The following is a 16257-nucleotide window of genomic DNA, read 5'->3' as shown; positions in this document are numbered from 1 at the left end:
CAACGCCTCCACCGCCGTTCGCACCGCCACCGCCACCGCCACCTCCGACGGCGCCCTCTCCCCCAACAACCCCTCCGACGGCGCCCCCTCCCCCGACAACCCCGCCACCGCCGCCGGCGACTCCCCCACCGATGACTCCGCCGGTGACGGTGCCGCCGGGGTCCGCGGTTCCCCCGGCCGGCACCATCCCGCGGCCCCGCACCGTCAAGCTGCCCGACAACATCCGGAAGGACCCCGCGATGCAGCCCAACCCGCCCGTCCCGCACTCCGCGACCGTCGACGACAAGGGCATCCACGTCACGACCGCCACAGGCAAGTCCCGTACCTACAGTGGCGGTGAGGTCATGACCCTCACCCAGGTCATCGACCTCGCCGAGGGCTCGGCCACCCTGTGCCAGGCCAGCACCGACACCGCCCTGGAACTCATGGACGAGGCCCTGGAGCTGGCCACCGACTGCGACACCCTCATCGCCGACATCACCGCCAAGGGCGTCGGCGCGAACCTCATCGCCAAGTGCGAGGTCCTCAAGGAGCAGCTCGACCTCCAGGCCGCCGCCGCCAAGGACGTCCACGACAAGATCCAGGGCGGCGAGGAGGCGTGCCGCACCGCGTCCGCGAACGCCGAGGCCCGGCACGGCGGCATCTTCCGGGCCGTCGCCGACAGCCCTCTGACCAAGCCCGCCGAGCGCGACTTCTACAACGCCCGATAGAAGAGGAGCAGCCGTTCATGAGCGCCACCGAGACCCTGAAGGACGCCGCGAACTACGCGGCCCTGCGCACCAAGCTGGCCTGGCTCACCCACAAGGTCCACGCGCACGCCCAGACCGTCACCAAGCTCGCCGCCGACGTCGACGACGCCGCCGAGCAGATGCTGGACGCCTCCGAAACGATGAAGGCGCTGGCCGTCGACGATGCCACGACCTCCGAGTTCGCCGACGCCGCGCTGACCATGACCGGCGTCAAGGACGCGGCCGGCGCCTACACCTCCGCCGCCGACAGCGCCTCCGCGGCCGCCGACGACGCGAAGACCACCACCGAGAACGACCACGGCGGCATCGCCGACGCCGTCGCCACCTCCCCCGTCGACATGGCCGAAGCCGGCTTCTACGCCCAGAGTTAAGGAGAACGAAGGATCATGGGGCCGACCCGAGCTCAGTTCGTCCAGTACGCGCCTGCCGCGCTCGCGGTGGTGCCTCTCGTGGTCGGCCCCTGGTCCGCCCTCGCCGCTGCGGCGGCCGGAGCGGGAGCGTGGGCCGTTGGCGCCTCCGCTCCTGTTCTGCGGTCCCTGATCGCGTGCGGGCTCACGACCACCGGCTGCGGCATCGCCGCCAACGAGGTTCTCGCCAGCGGCATGAACCCGCTGATCGCCCTCGGGCTCGCAGTCCCGGCCGGGGCGGCTGCCCTGGCCCACCACCGCAACCTCGCCGGCCACATGCCCGCCGCCGCGCTCACGCCCGCGACCCCGGCCACGGGCGGGGGGACGAGCACCGGGCAGACGTCGCAGGCCCAGCTCATCACCGCCTGGTGGCGCGAGTACATCTCGGGACCCACGCAGACCGAGGGCCGCGTCCTCATCCAGGCCGGGGCCCACCTGGAGCACCTCGGCCTCGAGATCGACAGCGACCACGTGGCGTTCACCGGGATCATCACCCTGCCCCAGGGGCAGCAGGTGCGGGTGAAGGCCGCCGACATCGCCTCCGTCTACCAGATCCCCGTCTCCCAGATCGAGCTTGGCGACCCGAAGCACTACGCGCCCAACGCCCTGCCCGTCACCGTGCACCTGAAGGTACCGGCGGCGCAGCCGCAGATCGCGGTCGGCGCCCCCACGACTCCCCAGGAGCTGTGGGCCGCGTACGTCGGCGTGCCGGAGGGCGCGATGCCCGGCACATCCCTGACCGTCACCCGCTACGACGGGCCGCTGGACTGGGAAGGCATCGCCACCCGCGACCGCCGGGCGATCGGCACCGTCAACCTGCAGGACCTCGCGGGCAATCTCGACCTGGAGACGATCCAGATCGCCCTGGCCCCCGGCGGCAAGCCGTCGCAGATGGGGATCCGGGTGATGCGGGAGCACGCGCTGATGCACGGCACGATGCTCTCCTCGGTCCTGGACGAGCTGGCGATGGACTCGCGCGGCTACGTCCGCGCCGGCACCTACGTGGATGGCCGGGCCGCGCTCCTGCCGCTCGCGCAGCCCGGGTCCGGCGCCCGCCACCTCTACCTCGTCGGCGGGTCGCGGTCAGGCAAGTCGGGGCTGCTGGAGCAGATCCTGCTCTCCGCCCACCGCTCCGGCATCGCGGTGATCCTCGCCTCCCCGCAGGCCGGGACCATCACCGGCGCCTCGCTGTCCGCCTACCTCGGCGACGGCCTGGACGAGGCGATGGGAGCGCTGCGCCTGGCCTACGCGATGATGCTCGACCGCGAGGCCCGCTACCGCTCCCCCGCCTTCCCGTTCACCGACCCGCTGGTCCTGTTCGTCATCGACGAGGCGCACATGCTGCTGTCGTCCTCCTCGCCATACCACCTGGAGGCGAAGGCGATCGTGGAGCAGCTGACCCGCCGGTCCCTCAAGCGGGGCATCGGCGTGGTCCTGGCCACCCAGACCCCGCTCGCCGAAGACCTCGGCAACTCAACCGTCATCCGGTCCCAGCTCCTCATCGGCGGCGGCGCGGTCTTCCTGCGCTGCGCCAAGGGCCAGGGTTCCCTGGTCGGCGCGAACGCAGTGGAGGGCGCGGAGGGCATCGACCTGTCGATGATCCCCTCGCAGTGGCCAGGCCAGTACGCCAAGGTCGCCGACCGGGACATGAGCGGCCTGGCCACCGAGGCCGCCGCCGCTCCCGAGGACGGCACCTTCGGCCTGGGCTACCTCCTCACCCCCGGCAGCCAGGCCGTCCAGTTCCGCTCCCTCCACCTGGACGTGCCGCCGGTCTCGCTTGCCGGAGGCGAGCGGCCGGTCGGGATCGAGCACTGCGACGCCTGGCGCGAGCGCGACGCGATCGCAAGGACGCCGATGGTCGACAAGCGCGGCAAGAACTTGGTCGGCAGTCTCGCCGACCTCCTTGCCGCGGCCGAGGGCTCCCCCTCCTCACAGGAGCCGGCGGCCCACCACATCCCCGCCGGTCCCCACGCCGCCACCGGGCCCGCCCGGTCGGAGGGAGCCCCGGCGGCGCCCGAAGGACAGGAGCTGATCAAACCGCGCATCCTCGAGCTCCTCCAGGAGCACTCCATCCCCATGACCGCCGAAACCATCGCCAGGAAGCTCGAGACCCCCGCGAAGAACATCAAACCCAGGTTGTCCGAGCTGAAGAAGCGAGGCGAGATCACCAACGAAAACGGCCTGTGGAGGGCAGCATGAACACCCGCACCAACAGCGGTACCGACTTCACCCCCATCGACCAGGACCTTTACGCGGCCGCGTTCCGACGCCTCGACCCCGACCCCACCCCGGAACCCGCCGCCACCGCCGCCCCTGCGGCCCCCACGGCGCCCACGCAGGCACCTCTCATCGCCGTCCAGCCCGCGCGCCTGACCGGCCCGGTCGAGAAGACCCTGACCGACGCGCTCGCGTTCCTCGACACCCACGGCTGGACCAGGTACAGCCTCATCAACACCGAGGGCGCCCGCTGCTCCATCGGCGCCCTGCGCGCCGCCGCCGGCGCCCGCAACACCGCCTACTGCGACGCCGGGAACCTCCTCCTGGACGAGGCCCGCCGCCAGCACGGCAAGAAGTGGCAGACCATCCCGTCCTGGAACGACTCCCACAGCGGAGCACAGGTACGTAGCGTGTGGGAGGCCGCCATCCGGCGCGCCCACCACATGAACATCTGACCCGGTGGAGCTGCCTGTGCCGTTCTCGTTCACCGGCTCGGACGCGGCCGACATCGACAGGCAGCTCCAGACCATCACCGACATGGCCCACGAGACCCTCCGCCGTGTCGACGACGTCAGCAGACAGCCCAACACCTAACCCGCTCCCCGCCCTGACGCAGAGACACCCACACCCAGCTCGACTCCCGCCCCGCCCGGAACCTCCCTTCCGGGCGGGGCGTCGCCGTTCCCTGCCCACACACCACCCTCTCGGGAGACCAACCACCGTGCGCCGATACCGCTACCGCTGCACCATCTGCCGCACCACCAGCCCCGTCGTCCTCAACCCCGACGACCTGGACTCCGAAGGCGACGTCCACCGCCAGGCCGTCCACGGCGGCCACTTCCCCGACCACGAACTCGCCGGCGAGATAGACCGCCTGGGCCGCTGGTACGCCGCCCTGTCCCCGCTTGCCGTGCTCCACGCCCGCGTCGCCGACGGTCTCAGCGACCTGCGCGACGAGAAGACGATGGGCCACTACTGGTGGGCCCGCGCCGGCTCCGCACTCCTGATCGGCGGGTCAGTCGCCCTCTTCGCCCTCGCCGTCACCGCCGTCCTCTGACACAGGCTCCGACCGACCCGCCTGGCCACCGGCACCGCCCCGCCCCGTACTTCGGTGGCGGTGGTCCCGGTGACTGGGCAGGCCGACCGGCCACCCGCCCTCACCTCACGCCCCGTCGACGGACCGCCCGTCGACGGGGCGCGCCACTGCCCGAACTCGCACCTGCTGGAGGACATCCCGTGCTCGTCCCCCGTCCGCGCTGCCGGATCGGGCGCCCGCGTCCGCAGCGCCCCGGCCTCCGCCCCCCGCAGCGCCCCGCCCGGCTTCCCGGATCCTGGACCGGCTGATGGTCGACCAGGACCTGGTCGACGTCGACCCGCAATGACCCCGGCGACGGCTCCTTACCGGTCTTCCGGTGGCGCCAGGCCGGCGGGCCCGCAACCCGTCGTCGGCTGCGCGAGATAAGTCTGCGCCTCGGCGGCCAGGCGCCCGCCGCCCGCACCGAGTGCCGCGGCGGCAAGCGGTTCGCGTGGCTGTACCGGATCGACCTGGCGAAGCCCAAGGTCGCGATGACCCTCGCCAAGGAAGCGGCGCTCGACGCCGCGATGGCCGCCCGCCAGAGCTGCTGCACCTGCCGGCGGCGCTACTTCCACTGCATCCCCCTGCAGACCTTGGGCGCGTGCCTGGAGTGCTACGACGGCAGGCCCGCCGACCCCGCCTCATACACCGCTCCCCCGGCCCCGCACCTGCTGGCCGCCTGAACCGAGAGGACCACCTCATGCAGGCTCACCGTCCCGCCGTCTTCGCCGCCCTGCTCGGACTGACCCGTGCCGGTAGCTCGCTCGGAGACTTCTGGGTGCAGTCGGACTTCTGCGCCCAGGTGAAGGGCGCGTCCGACGACCACCCGGTCACCTACGAGGACCCGGTCACCGAGAAGAAGACGGTCCACGGCACGGCCGATGGCCGTAAGGCGTGCCTGGAGCACTGCCTGACCTACGCGGCCACGCAGGCCATCGTCGCCGGGCTCGGCGCCCGCGCGCTCGGCATCCGCGTCCACCCGGCCGCCGCCGCAGCCGCCCTCGCGGTGTCCTTCAGCACGCCTACGCCGCCGACCGGCGCGTCCCGGCCAAGGGCTTGCTGGAGAAGATCGCCACCAACACCGGCAGGGGCGGCTTCTACAAGCTCGCGGACTTCGGCATGAACGGAGCCTTCCATCTCGACAGCGCCTGGCACCACGGCTGGGAGACGTTCGCCGCCGTGATCACCACCATCGGCGCGAAGACCCGGTAACCAGCCTCTCCCCCACCCGCGCCACCCGGCCGCGCACGACGAACCACCTTGCTGAAGTGGACGGGCCGCGACGGCTGGCCCCTGGCACAACGCGCTCAGTTGCACGGCCCGAAGCCACTTCGCCCTGTAACTCCGCCTCGGGACAGGCGCACATCGGCGTCCAAACCAGTCCGCCTGCCCCGGGCCACCCATCCCGTACGAGACGAGAGGGAGATCCAAGTATGGCCCCCGTCATGCGTGTTCAAGGCCCGATCGGCCAGCGCGCGCTCCTCATCACCACCCTCGCGGTCCCGCTCACCGGCTGGACCCTCCACGCGCTCACACTCCACCGGCGCCTCACGGCCGAGCGCCGCGACCCGCTGACCGGCGCCCAGCGCCGCGCCGCCTTCGAGCGACGCGCCCAGCGCCTCCTCGTCCGCCACCGGCAGGACTCCCTGCTCTGCCTGGTCGACCTCGACCACTTCAAGAGTCTGAACGACACCCACGGCCACGCCGCCGGCGACGCCGCGCTCGCCGCCACCGGCGAGCGCCTTGCCCGCTGGGCCGGACCCCACGGAGTCGTCGGCCGCCTGGGCGGAGACGAGTTCGCCGTCGCCACCCGCACGGACACCCTCGTCGGCGGGGACGCAATCCGGCAACACCTCCAAGCCCTCGTCGACGCCCTGCACGAACACGTGTACACCGACGCCGGGCCCGTCGCGGTCGCCGCGTCGGTCGGCGCCGCCGTCCCCGACTACCTCGGCATCCACGCCCTGCCCGCCCTGATGCGCGGCGCGGACGTCTCGATGTACCGAACCAAGCACTCCGGCCACTACGGCTGGGCGGAGATCGAGGACCTCCAGACGCCGACCGTCAACGGCCGCCGGCAGGGCCGCCCCGGCACCGCGCTGGAGCGTGCCGCATGAGTAACTCGTCCCTGCCCGCTGACCCGGGCACCTGGGTTCGGGGCATCACGGTCCGCCAGCCCTGGGCCACCTGCCTCCTCGCCGGGAAGAACATCGAGAACCGGCCCGTGCACTGGCCGTGGCGCGGCTGGCTCCTCCTGCACGCCAGGCAGACCACCGAACGCGCCCCGCTGCGCGACCCGCTGGTCGCCACCGCGATCCGCGGCCGCGACCTGCACACCGGCGCCGTCGTCGGCATCGCCCGCCTGACCGACTGCCACCAGGACCCGGCCGGCACCCCGCCCTGCTCCCCCTGGGCCCAGGCCGATGCCTGGCACCTGGTCCTGGCCGACGTCCACGAGCTCCCGCTGCCGATCCCCGCCTACCGCGGGCAGCTCGGCGCCTGGAAGCCGACACAGCACCTCGTCGACCAGGTCCGCCTCCAGCTCCCCCAGCTCACCCCGGAGTCCGCGTCATGAGCCGCACCCACCACACCGACCCCGACCCCCGCTTCCCCTTCCCGCACACCTCCTCCCCGACCCGCTGCCGCACGCGCCCCGAGCTGTTCGACCTCGGCTTAGGCGACCTCAGCGGCGCCACGAAGAAGGCGGCCCAAGAGAGGCTCGAGCAGGCGCGGCGTGCCTGCTCCGCCTGCCCGGTCGTCACCGCCTGCCTACGGTGGGCGCTGGTCAACGAGACGACGGAGAACGTCTTCGCAAGCACCACCCCGACCCAGCGCCGCGTCCTGCGCCGCCGCCTGGCCGACCGGCTCGGACCCGACTGGGTCGACGTCCTGGCCGCCCGGGACCAGGCCCGCCGAGAGCGGGCCAAGGCCGCCCGGCACACCCCGCTGCCCGTGCCCCAGGCCCGCATCGTCCACCTCGACCGCGAACTCAACGGGCCCCTTCGCCCACTGCTGCGGCTCACCGCCGAGGAGCAGTGCCTCAACCGCTCCCGGCTCGAGGCCGGCCTCAAGGCCGCGTAGCAGATACGCGTGTTCACCGACCGTACCGTCAGCGCCCAGGCTGCGGCGCCGGCCGTGAACCCCAACCCGGTGCTTGAGCTCGCCGCCGCCGCGCGGACCGTCACGCGTCACGCCCGCGACACCACCGACCAGACGCCCCTCCTGTACGTCCTCGGACTGCCCGCCACCACCCACCCCCTCCCGGAAACCGGAGAACCCGCCACCATGACCAGCACCGGCAACCTTTCCGCACACCAGTCCATCGCCCTGTCGATGCACGCCGACGGCGCCAGCGAGCAGGCCATCCGCGAGACCACCGGCCTGACCGAGACCGAGCTGAGCGACCTCATCGCCGACAAGGTCCTCGAACTGCCCCGCGCCGACCCCTCCGCGACCCCGGTGATCGACGTGCCCTTCACAGCGATTCGCCTGATCTCGTTCGGCTATCTGCACTTGCCCACCGGCCCGGACGGCTGCCCCGTCCCGCCCGCCGCTGACCGGGTCGAGGACGTCCGTGATCGGCTCCGCGACCCGGCTGCCGCCCGCGACATCCTCGACCTCGACGGTCTCAACCCCCGTGTCCAGGACATCGTCCTCGCGACGCCCGGCGCCCGCGAGCTGCTCGCCAACCTAACCGGCTACGCCGCCCTACCCGCCGGTCCCCGCCGCATCGCCATCGGTTGTGCAGGCGGGAAGCACAGGGCATCCGGACTCACCGAACTCCTTGCTCGGGAACTCCGTGCCCGCGGCCGCCAGGTCGACGTCGAGCACCTTCACGTCCATCTCCCCCGCGTCCTCAAGCAGTCCGACCCCGGGACCCGCGCGAGCGCATGACTGCCACTGGCCTGTACGACGTCGTGTCCAGCAAAGGCGACGACGGCGCCGCGCACCTCGTCGAGCCAGCTCTGGACGCCCGGCGAGGCCGCAGTTGAGAGCGGCTCCATCGCCCACCGGGGCCTGTAGGCCACCGGGATCGACAGCCCGACCAACGCCCCCACCCGGTCCGCTTCCTGGTCGTCAGTCCCTAGAGGTGGGCCGACATCATCGAAACCGCCACGGCCTAAGCGGCCTGCGTCCGCAGCTGGCGCAACCTCCGCCCGGGTTTTCTACCTCGTCAAGCAGCACCACGGCAGCACAAAGGAGGCACCTCGCAGCGCACCATCGAGCGCTACGTCAGCGACCAGATCGGAAAGCCGCAGGCCGAGCTCTCCGAGAGGACGGCCGTTGAGGTACGGCGCCGCAGATCCGGGCCAAGGCCCGCAAGAACGCCGCCACCGCGCCCGGCCTCATGGTCGACGTCCGCGCTCGGTTCGGCTTCACCGCCGTACCGGGCACCACCGTCGACGTTCGCATGCGCCAAGACGCCGAGGGGTATGGGGCGGCGTTCGGCTCGCCGTGCGGAAGCCGTGGTGGGCGCGCCAGCAAAGGACCGACCAGCGGGACTGGGCGGAGAGCAAGGAGCCCGTACTCAGCCAGGAGGCGGTGGAGAGGAGGGAGAGGGCGGAGCCGATAGAGCCGGCGGACAGAACGCTGCCCACCGAACCGATCGAGAGGACGCTGCCGACGGAACCGATGGAAAGCACGGATCCGACGGAACCGATGGAGAGTATCGATTCTTTCGAGCCGATCGAGAGGAACGATCCGCGGAGGCGTGGCATGGGCATGGGGCCATCGTGCCAGGGGGTCGGGGCGGGTCGGGGATCCAACTTGGCACAGTCGTGACGGCACGGTGGGGTGGAGACGTCGTGGCGAGCATCGAGCCGATGGCGCAGCGTTGGCGCTGCATGATCAAGGCCACGCGCCCGGCTCCCGGTGGGAGGCCGTAGCGCGTCCGGGCGCCAGCCACCACGAGCCTGTCCGTGCCCCGTGCCACCCTGTTCGGGCCCGGCGGCGCCCATCCTTGAAGCCGATGCCGCCGCCGGGCACCACCCCAGCAGCGAGGGAGGACACCGTGAAGTGGTGCCTCTGCCACGGAGACGACGCCGCCGAGGTGACCCCTCGCGTTCCCCGCGTCCGTCCGAGCCCGCAGGGGCATCCAGAGGGGCAAATCGATTCCGGACGTGGCCGATGGCTGCCCGTCGAAAGGTCCTGGGCCCCTGCCAGGGCCTGGGACGTGATCAGCTGCGCTACATCGACGAGGACGAGGACGGGCCCGGCTGCAGTCTCCTGACCGCGACCTGGGCCTGCATGCCAGACCGCCGGCATGTTCGCGGGGTTGCCCCCACTTACATGGACGAGGCGACGGGCCAGCAGGGCCTCAGCTCGCCAAGCGTGCGAGGGATCTCAGAAGAGGTCCCGGTACTGCTGGAAGCCGGTACCGATCTTGACGCGGGGCTTGAACGGCGCGGATGCCTTGCCGGTGCCCTTGTAGAGCCACAGGCCGCCCTTGGGGTCCCGGGCGAGCAGGTCGCTGCGGCGGTCGGCATCGACATCACCGGCGGACACCAGCTTATTGAACTCGTTCCATCCGCTGCCGACCCGCAGCCGCGGGGCGAACGGCTTGCGCCCGTCTCCTGTGCCCTTGTACAGCCAGAGAATGCCCTGCGTGTCGCGGGCGACGATGTCCGCTTTGGTGTCCCCGGAATAGTCCCCGACCCCGGCGATCTGGGTGTAGGCATTCCAGCCGCCGCCGACCTTCACTCTCGGGGCCAGTGTCCCGTCCGATCTGATCGGGACGCGCCACAGGACACCCTGCCGGTCACGAGCCAGCAGGTCGGGGTGGGCAGCGCGTGCCAGAGTCCCCGGCGACAGGACGCGGCTGTACTGCTGCCAGCCGGTGGCCACCTGCTTGAGCCGACCGCCGCGCCACTGGTTGACCACGCCGTTGGACATGACGTGGTACGCGCCGTCCTGGTGACCGGTCAGGTCGGGATCGACCGCGACGCAGTACGTGAGCCCACGCCAGACGTAGGCACCCGACCTGGAGTCGAAACCGCCTCGTCCGTCCCGCATGTAGACGTACATCTGACCCGACGGGAGTATCCCGCTCAGAAAGAATGAGGGCGCGGTGGGTGTCGGATCGAGCGCGGCCACGGCCTGAGCACTCGAGAGGAACTTCTGCGTCGCGCCGGGCGCCGCGGGGGCGTCCGCGACGGCGGTACCAGTGACCGTGGCGGCCAGGGCAACGGCTGTGGCCGCGGCTGCCAGGCGTGCGAGTCCACGTCTGTGGAGAGCAATTTGCAGCAAAAGAAACTCCGGATAGTCGGGGGAACCAGTCACGCGGTATCTCACGCGCACGACATGCCGAGCGACTGATCTGACATGAGCGCCCTGTGATACGGACGGCTCTGGTGCCCAGAGACTATGAGAGGTTCTCGCTCGGAATTCGGGCGGGTCCGCCCGATCCAGGCAGAGGCTGTCTCGGCACCGGTGCGAGTGAGCCGTTGGCTGGTCCGGGGGCATCGGAACGGCGGACTCGATTTCCGGCCGGTTCGACCAGACGCGTTCAGGGCCGCGGAACGAACCAGCCCTTTTTGTCCCCGGCTGGTCCAGTTCCCCCGCCAGGGCCATTCGCCGACGGCTCCTCCGCGTACAAGGCCGCTCTGTATGGCGCGCCTGCGAGGGCGTGCCTCTGATGCAGGTCAGGAGCGTGGTCAGTGGGGTTCCTGTAGCGTCCTGCCAAGGTGATGGGCTACCAAGCCAGTGTGGAGGGAGGTGGGCTCATGGAGAACGAGGTGCTCCGGGCCTTCAAGATCGCGCTGAACCCAGCCACGGCGCAGGGCGAGGTCTTGGCCCGGCCGGCCGGCGCGATATCGGGGGCCTTCATCCCGGCGCAGCCGGAGAACGTGAGCAGAGCCTGCCGGGATGTCGTCGAGCGGTATCGGCTGGAGATCGACCGGCTTCAGCGGAAGGTAACCGCAGAGTCTGCGCGTCGCCGGGGTGTGGAACGCAGGTTCCAAGAGGCCGTCGCTCGCCTCCGCCACAGCAAGAATCCTGAGCAGTATGTGGAAACGCTGGCGTCCGGAGGTTTGGCGGAAGACCTGGAGCTGCCTTTGGTGCCCGATGTGGCGGAGTTGCTTAGGCGGCTGGAGGAGAGCGAGGCGGACCGGGCGGCGTTGAGGGCTCTGCTGGATGAGCGCGGAGCGGCGTTCGGCTGTATCGGCCCGTGAGGCAGTTGCTGCCCGCGTCCAGCCCAGGGTTGCCCAGGCCTGCCGCCCCAGGTTGGCCTTCTGTGGGCTTGTCCGGCCGGGTGAGCGGTCACGCTGGTTGCCGCTGGCGAGTTGACCGATTCGTTTCGGCGCTGCCGGGCAAATGGCGCCTCAGTGGCGTGACCGCCCCTTGCACCACTGCGCCGGACCGGCCACCGGTCACCGTGCCGGCACCGATGAGTTCCGACTCGTCCGACCCGTCTCCGCCGTGGTCCAGCGTCGCCGCAACCTACGCCTGAACCCGCTTCCGACCCCGACTCGTAGCCGGCTGGGCCCGCGCCGGTGCATGCCAGCGGCCGGACGGCCGGCCGGGCTGGTCCTCTCGCCCAGTCCGCACCCGCCGTCTAGCTTGCGAGGGCCCCGGCAGGTGTCTGCACTGCCGGGGCCCCTGGGGCGCGACCTCGTTACGGGGGGAGCGAGGTCGCGGAGAGCGGCGGGGTACGCCGCTCGAGGGAGCATATGGCCGAGCGGGACGAGCTCGGGTCTCATCCGTGACGGTCCTGATGCCACGTGGCTGGAACACACCACACGGGCCTGGGTTCGTTCAGGTGCGATGCGGCAGAGGATTTCGAGAGGAGGGAGCGCACGGCAGGAGGTGCGGAGTGGTTGTCCGGATGGCGAGTATCGGCCCGGGCCGACCGGCCTGATCGTTGTTCTGCCGAAGGAGCAGTCATGAAGCCCGGACGTCTCGGCGTCTACCTGACGGCCGCCGTCACCGCGTTCGGTGTCGCCCTGATCCCGCAGCCCGGTGCGTCCGCCGCGCAGACGGACTGCACGTACACGCACAGCGGTCTTGTTCCGCTGAACGACCTGGGCACGGGTACGTACAACGGTCTGACCGGTGGTCTCTACCCGGGCGGCAGCAATGTTCGGCCGACCGCGCACACGAACGCCGGTGTGAACATCGCGCAGAACCAGGTGCTGCCGCGCAACGCCTCCGGGCAGGTGGACCTAGTGAACGGCAAGGTCGTGCTGATCTCGATCGGCATGTCCAACACCACCCAGGAGTTCCAGAGGTTCATCGCGACGTCGAGCTCGTACGCGAACCTGAATGACAAGCTCGTGATCGTCGACGGTGCGCAGGGCGGCAAGGACGCCAGCGCCTGGGCGAACCCGGCGGACACCACGTGGTCGGTGCTCGCCACCCGGCTGTCGAATGCCGGGGTGACTCCCGCTCAGGTGCAGGCGATGTGGCTCAAGGAGCAGTACGTCGGGGACAACCTCGGAGCCTTCCCCCAGGGCGCGCAGAACCTGCGTGACTCACTCGCCGCGATATCCCGCAACGCGCGCGCGCAGCACCCGAACCTGGCACTCGGCTATGTCGCGAGCCGTATCTACACCTACAACCCGGCGCGCAGCGCGGGTGCCTATCAGCAGGGCTGGGCAGTGAAGAAGCTGATCCAGGACCAGATCAACGGTGCCTCGGACCTGACGTACGGGGCGGGTGGCGTCGCGCCGTGGCTGTCGTGGGGCCCGTACATGTGGGCGGACGGTCTGGGCGCGGACGGCGTGGCCGGCGGAACGCCGGGTCGCAGCGACGGTCTGGAGTGGGCGTGCTCGGACCTGGTGTCGGACCGGGTGCACCCGTCCGCGACCGGTCAGCAGAAGGTCGCGAACCTCCTCCTGGGCCAGCTCTCGACGGACCCCACGTCCACTCCTTGGTTCAACAAGTAGGCAGGGGAGGAGGGACCATGCCGCACATTGCCGTCCCGGCGCCGGTGCCGGGGATCCGCGGGCTGATGGCCGCCAAGCCGGCCTCGGGCCGCAGGCTCAGTGAACTGGCCGAGCAGCTGTTGCGCGCGCCTTCGCCGCTGACCGTGGCCGAGCGGGAGCTGATCGCCGCGTACGTGTCCTACCGGAATGGCACCCCTTACTGCACGGGCTCGCACACGGCTGCCGCCGCGCACGCGTTCGGCGGTGACTACGCCCTGGTGCAGGCCGTGCAGCGTGATCCGGCGACGGCGCCGGTGAGCGAGCGGATGCGGGCTTTGCTGGCGATCGCCGACAAGGTGCGGGGAAATGCCCGTGCGGTGACGGAGCAGGACGTCGCCGGCGCCCGGGTCGCGGGCGCGGACGACGAGGCCGTGCATGACACGGTGCTCATCGCGGCCGCGTTCTGCATGTTCAACCGGTACGTCGACGGGCTGGCGGCGATCACTCCGGAGGATCCTGAGGTCTTTGACGGGATCGGGGCGACGCTGGTGGCCGACGGATACCTGCCGCAGGGTCGCTCCGCGTCCGTATGACGTGGCTAAGTCGTGGCGAGGATCGCGCGGGAGCCCGGTCCGCGCCCCGCGCCCGTGCAGGCTTGACAGAGGCGCCCCGACCGGTGCCACCGATGTGGGAAGCGAGGAGCACATGTCCTTTCAGGCATATCTGGACAATATCGAGGACAAGACGGGCCTGACGCCCCGGCAGTTCATCGACCTGGCGAAGGAGCGCGGCTTCGAGGGACCGAAGCTGAAGGCGGGCCCGGTCCTGGAGTGGCTCAAGGAGGACTACGGCCTGGGCCGTGGCCACGGGATGGCGCTCGTACACGTGTTCAAGAACGGCGCGCAGATCTCGGACAAGCACGTCGGTTCGGGCGGCACGCACGCCGACGACTCCGACACGCTGTGGCTCGAGGGGAAGAACAACCGCCCCTGAGGTCGTACCTGCCACGAAGAACGCCGGCTCCCCTCCGGGTTGGGAGGGGAACCGGCGTTCTTCTGTGTCAGGCGGCCAGGACCTGCTCGGACACGCGGGTTTCGGTCGGACGCACGGTCCGGGCCAGCAGGGACGCCGGAATCGACATGAGGACGGCGGCCATGACGCCGGCGATGAACCAGCCGGAGGCGTTGTGTTCTGCGGCGAAGGCGGCGGAGGCGGGGGCGACGCCGCCGAGGACGGCGCTGGTGACGGCGTTGGGAAGGCCCACGCCCAGGGCCCTGACCTCGGGCGGGAAGATCTCGGTGAGGAGCTTGGGCAGCACGGTCGTCGCGCAGACCAGGTAGACCACTCCGGAGCCGTAGGTGAACAGCAGGCTGGCGAAGGTGCCGGTCATGGTGAGGTAGGAGACGGATCCGGCGACGGCGAACAGAGCACTGGCCGCGACGAGGAGGCGGGCGGCGCCGATCTTGTCGGCGAGCAGACCGATCGGGACGTTCAGCGTCATCATCAGCGCGGTGGCGGTCACGACGACCCAGAACATCATTCCGGGGGGTGCGAGGCGGCCTCCAAGCGCGGGGACGACTGCGGTCCACGTGCCGCCGACGGCGCCGGATCCGGCGACGAACAGGACGGCCAGGAGGACGTTGCGACGGTGGGCGACGAGAACCTGACGGAGCGAGCCCCGGTCCCGGCGGCCCTGGACCTGGCGCTGGAAGACCTCGGTCTCGGCGAGCCGGGAGCGCAGCACCAGCAGGACCAGGCCGAGGACGCCGCCGACGAGGAACGGCACACGCCAGCCCCAGTCGGCCATGGCGGCGGGCCCGAGAGCGGCGGTCAGACCGCCGCCAAGGAGAGAGGCGCTGAAGGCGCCGGCACAGGTGGTGAGGGAGAACAGGCTGCCGTAGGTGGCCTTGCGCTTCTCGGGGGCGACTTCCATCAGGTACGCGGCGGCGGCGGGCCATTCACCGCCGTGGGACACGCCCTGCGCCATGCGGGCCAGGAGCAGCAGCACGGGGGCGAGCAGGCCGATGTGCGCGTAGGAGGGGGTGACGCCGATGAGGAGCGAGCCGCTGGCCATGAGGGAGATGGCCAGCATGAGGGCGGGGCGGCGGCCTCGGCGGTCGGCGTAGCGGCCGAGGAGGATTCCGCCGAGAGGGCGCATGAGGACACCGACACCGAGGACCGCGAAGGCTCCGAGGATGGAGGTGAGGGAGTTCCCTGAGGGGAAGAACTGGGCGGCGAACAGGGGCGCGAAGAGACCGTAGCCGAGCCAGTCGAAGGACTCGATGAAGTTGCCGACCACCGTGGCGGTGACCGCTCTGCGGTGGGCCTTCTTCTGTGAGTGCGCAGACATGATGGGCCGTTTCTCCTTCAGACGGCGGTGGCGTAGCCGTGGGTGGTGATCCGACGGCCCGCCTCCTCGTAGTAGCCGGGCCCGGTGGGCAGCGCGGTGGCCAGGCCACTGACGTAGCGGTTGTACATGCAGAAGGCGGCCGCGATGAGCACGGTGTCGTGGATGTGGGTGTCGGTGGCGCCCTCGGCACGGGCGGCGGCGATGGTCTCGTCGCGGACGGGCGCGGCCTGTGCCTGGACCTCGGCGGCTATGCGAAGGAGGGCCCGCAGCAGGGGGGTGAGCGGGGCGGTGTCGGCGTCGTGCTGCACGGCCTTGACCAGGTCGATACCGCCGTCGAGCTGGGCGGCCGCTGCCGCGCCGTGGGTGTCGGCGCAGAAACGGGTGGTGTTGAGCTCCGACACGTACGCGGCGATCAGTTCGCGTTCGCCGCGGGTGAGGGGCGAGTCGCCGCGCAGCAGGGCGTCGGCGATGGCGTTGAGCGGGGCTGCAGTGTCGGGGCGGTCGGTCATCAGTCCCCTGATACCCGGGAGGTCATTGGCGATCCGGATGTGCGGCACGGGCCGTCCTTCGGTTGGGAGGTGTCGTCGCCTCATCGTTG

The 16257-nt window shown here is 71.0% G+C and carries 19 protein-coding genes and 1 pseudogene; 16 read left to right on the top strand and 4 right to left on the bottom strand.

Annotated elements, in window-relative coordinates; all coding sequences use genetic code 11:
• The first annotated feature begins 131 nt into the window (after positions 1-131).
• The 12 genes from AMK27_RS38585 (at position 132) to AMK27_RS42145 (ending at position 8342) form a co-directional block, all read left to right on the top strand.
• Positions 132-710, top strand: coding sequence for a hypothetical protein (locus tag AMK27_RS38585; RefSeq protein ID WP_241847758.1), 579 nt, complete (start codon positions 132-134; stop codon positions 708-710).
• 17 nt (positions 711-727) lie between these two features.
• Positions 728-1120: a hypothetical protein gene (locus AMK27_RS38580; protein ID WP_012477055.1), complete on the top strand. Its 393-nt coding sequence runs from the start codon at positions 728-730 to the stop codon at positions 1118-1120.
• 15 nt (positions 1121-1135) lie between these two features.
• Complete coding sequence (locus tag AMK27_RS38575; RefSeq protein ID WP_073918910.1) at positions 1136-3355, top strand: type IV secretory system conjugative DNA transfer family protein; 2220 nt, start codon at positions 1136-1138, stop codon at positions 3353-3355.
• A complete protein-coding gene (locus AMK27_RS38570; RefSeq protein WP_241847757.1) occupies positions 3352-3828 on the top strand; it encodes a DUF6197 family protein in 477 nt (158 codons plus the stop codon). Before AMK27_RS38575 ends, AMK27_RS38570 begins: the two co-directional genes overlap by 4 nt.
• Positions 3829-3832: 4 nt before the next feature.
• A complete protein-coding gene (locus AMK27_RS44265; RefSeq protein WP_274535764.1) occupies positions 3833-3967 on the top strand; it encodes a hypothetical protein in 135 nt (44 codons plus the stop codon).
• Positions 3968-4094: 127 nt separating this feature from the next.
• Positions 4095-4430 carry a hypothetical protein gene (locus tag AMK27_RS38565; RefSeq protein ID WP_073918906.1) on the top strand — a complete coding sequence of 112 codons (336 nt, stop codon included), beginning with the start codon at positions 4095-4097 and terminating at the stop codon, positions 4428-4430.
• Positions 4431-4822: 392 nt separating this feature from the next.
• Complete coding sequence (locus AMK27_RS44415) at positions 4823-5131, top strand: RRQRL motif-containing zinc-binding protein (protein WP_338014371.1); 309 nt, start codon at positions 4823-4825, stop codon at positions 5129-5131.
• Positions 5132-5148: 17 nt separating this feature from the next.
• A complete protein-coding gene (locus AMK27_RS38555) occupies positions 5149-5571 on the top strand; it encodes a hypothetical protein (protein WP_241847755.1) in 423 nt (140 codons plus the stop codon).
• 322 nt (positions 5572-5893) lie between these two features.
• Positions 5894-6565, top strand: a complete 672-nt coding sequence (locus AMK27_RS38550; protein WP_241847754.1) for a GGDEF domain-containing protein — start codon at positions 5894-5896, stop codon at positions 6563-6565.
• Positions 6562-7023, top strand: coding sequence for a hypothetical protein (locus AMK27_RS38545; protein ID WP_073918902.1), 462 nt, complete (start codon positions 6562-6564; stop codon positions 7021-7023). Before AMK27_RS38550 ends, AMK27_RS38545 begins: the two co-directional genes overlap by 4 nt.
• Complete coding sequence (locus AMK27_RS38540; protein ID WP_073918900.1) at positions 7020-7529, top strand: WhiB family transcriptional regulator; 510 nt, start codon at positions 7020-7022, stop codon at positions 7527-7529. The genes AMK27_RS38545 and AMK27_RS38540 overlap by 4 nt, the downstream gene beginning before the upstream one ends.
• A gap of 9 nt (positions 7530-7538) precedes the next feature.
• The gene (locus tag AMK27_RS42145) at positions 7539-8342 is read left to right on the top strand and encodes a RapZ C-terminal domain-containing protein (protein WP_241847753.1); all 804 of its coding nucleotides are present in this window, start codon (positions 7539-7541) and stop codon (positions 8340-8342) included.
• A gap of 563 nt (positions 8343-8905) precedes the next feature.
• Here the strand turns inward: AMK27_RS42145 and AMK27_RS43905 are convergent.
• Positions 8906-9172 (bottom strand): annotated as a pseudogene (locus tag AMK27_RS43905) (hypothetical protein); the annotation flags it as partial.
• Positions 9173-9791: 619 nt separating this feature from the next.
• Positions 9792-10727, bottom strand: coding sequence for an FG-GAP repeat domain-containing protein (locus AMK27_RS38525; protein WP_241847751.1), 936 nt, complete (start codon positions 10725-10727; stop codon positions 9792-9794).
• Positions 10728-11170: 443 nt separating this feature from the next.
• On the opposite strand from AMK27_RS38525, the gene AMK27_RS38520 reads away from it, so the two are divergent.
• The 4 genes from AMK27_RS38520 (at position 11171) to AMK27_RS38505 (ending at position 14302) form a co-directional block, all read left to right on the top strand.
• A complete protein-coding gene (locus AMK27_RS38520; RefSeq protein ID WP_073918896.1) occupies positions 11171-11617 on the top strand; it encodes a hypothetical protein in 447 nt (148 codons plus the stop codon).
• 711 nt (positions 11618-12328) lie between these two features.
• Positions 12329-13330 carry a hypothetical protein gene (locus AMK27_RS38515; RefSeq protein ID WP_073918894.1) on the top strand — a complete coding sequence of 334 codons (1002 nt, stop codon included), beginning with the start codon at positions 12329-12331 and terminating at the stop codon, positions 13328-13330.
• Between the two features lie 17 nt (positions 13331-13347).
• A complete protein-coding gene (locus AMK27_RS38510) occupies positions 13348-13902 on the top strand; it encodes a carboxymuconolactone decarboxylase family protein (protein ID WP_073918892.1) in 555 nt (184 codons plus the stop codon).
• Between the two features lie 112 nt (positions 13903-14014).
• The gene (locus AMK27_RS38505) at positions 14015-14302 is read left to right on the top strand and encodes a DUF4287 domain-containing protein (RefSeq protein WP_073819553.1); all 288 of its coding nucleotides are present in this window, start codon (positions 14015-14017) and stop codon (positions 14300-14302) included.
• Positions 14303-14369: 67 nt separating this feature from the next.
• Here the strand turns inward: AMK27_RS38505 and AMK27_RS38500 are convergent, their stop codons facing one another.
• Together AMK27_RS38500 and AMK27_RS38495 are read right to left on the bottom strand one after the other, a co-directional pair.
• The gene (locus tag AMK27_RS38500) at positions 14370-15659 is read right to left on the bottom strand and encodes an MFS transporter (RefSeq protein WP_073918890.1); all 1290 of its coding nucleotides are present in this window, start codon (positions 15657-15659) and stop codon (positions 14370-14372) included.
• 17 nt (positions 15660-15676) lie between these two features.
• Positions 15677-16216, bottom strand: a complete 540-nt coding sequence (locus AMK27_RS38495; RefSeq protein WP_073918888.1) for a carboxymuconolactone decarboxylase family protein — start codon at positions 16214-16216, stop codon at positions 15677-15679.
• Positions 16217-16257: the final 41 nt, after the last annotated feature.

Source organism: Streptomyces sp. CB02009 (assembly GCF_001905825.1).
Classification (GTDB): Bacteria; Actinomycetota; Actinomycetes; order Streptomycetales; family Streptomycetaceae; genus Streptomyces.
The sequence above is the reverse complement of the archived record's forward strand: the minus strand, read 5'-3'. Positions and strand labels throughout refer to the sequence as shown.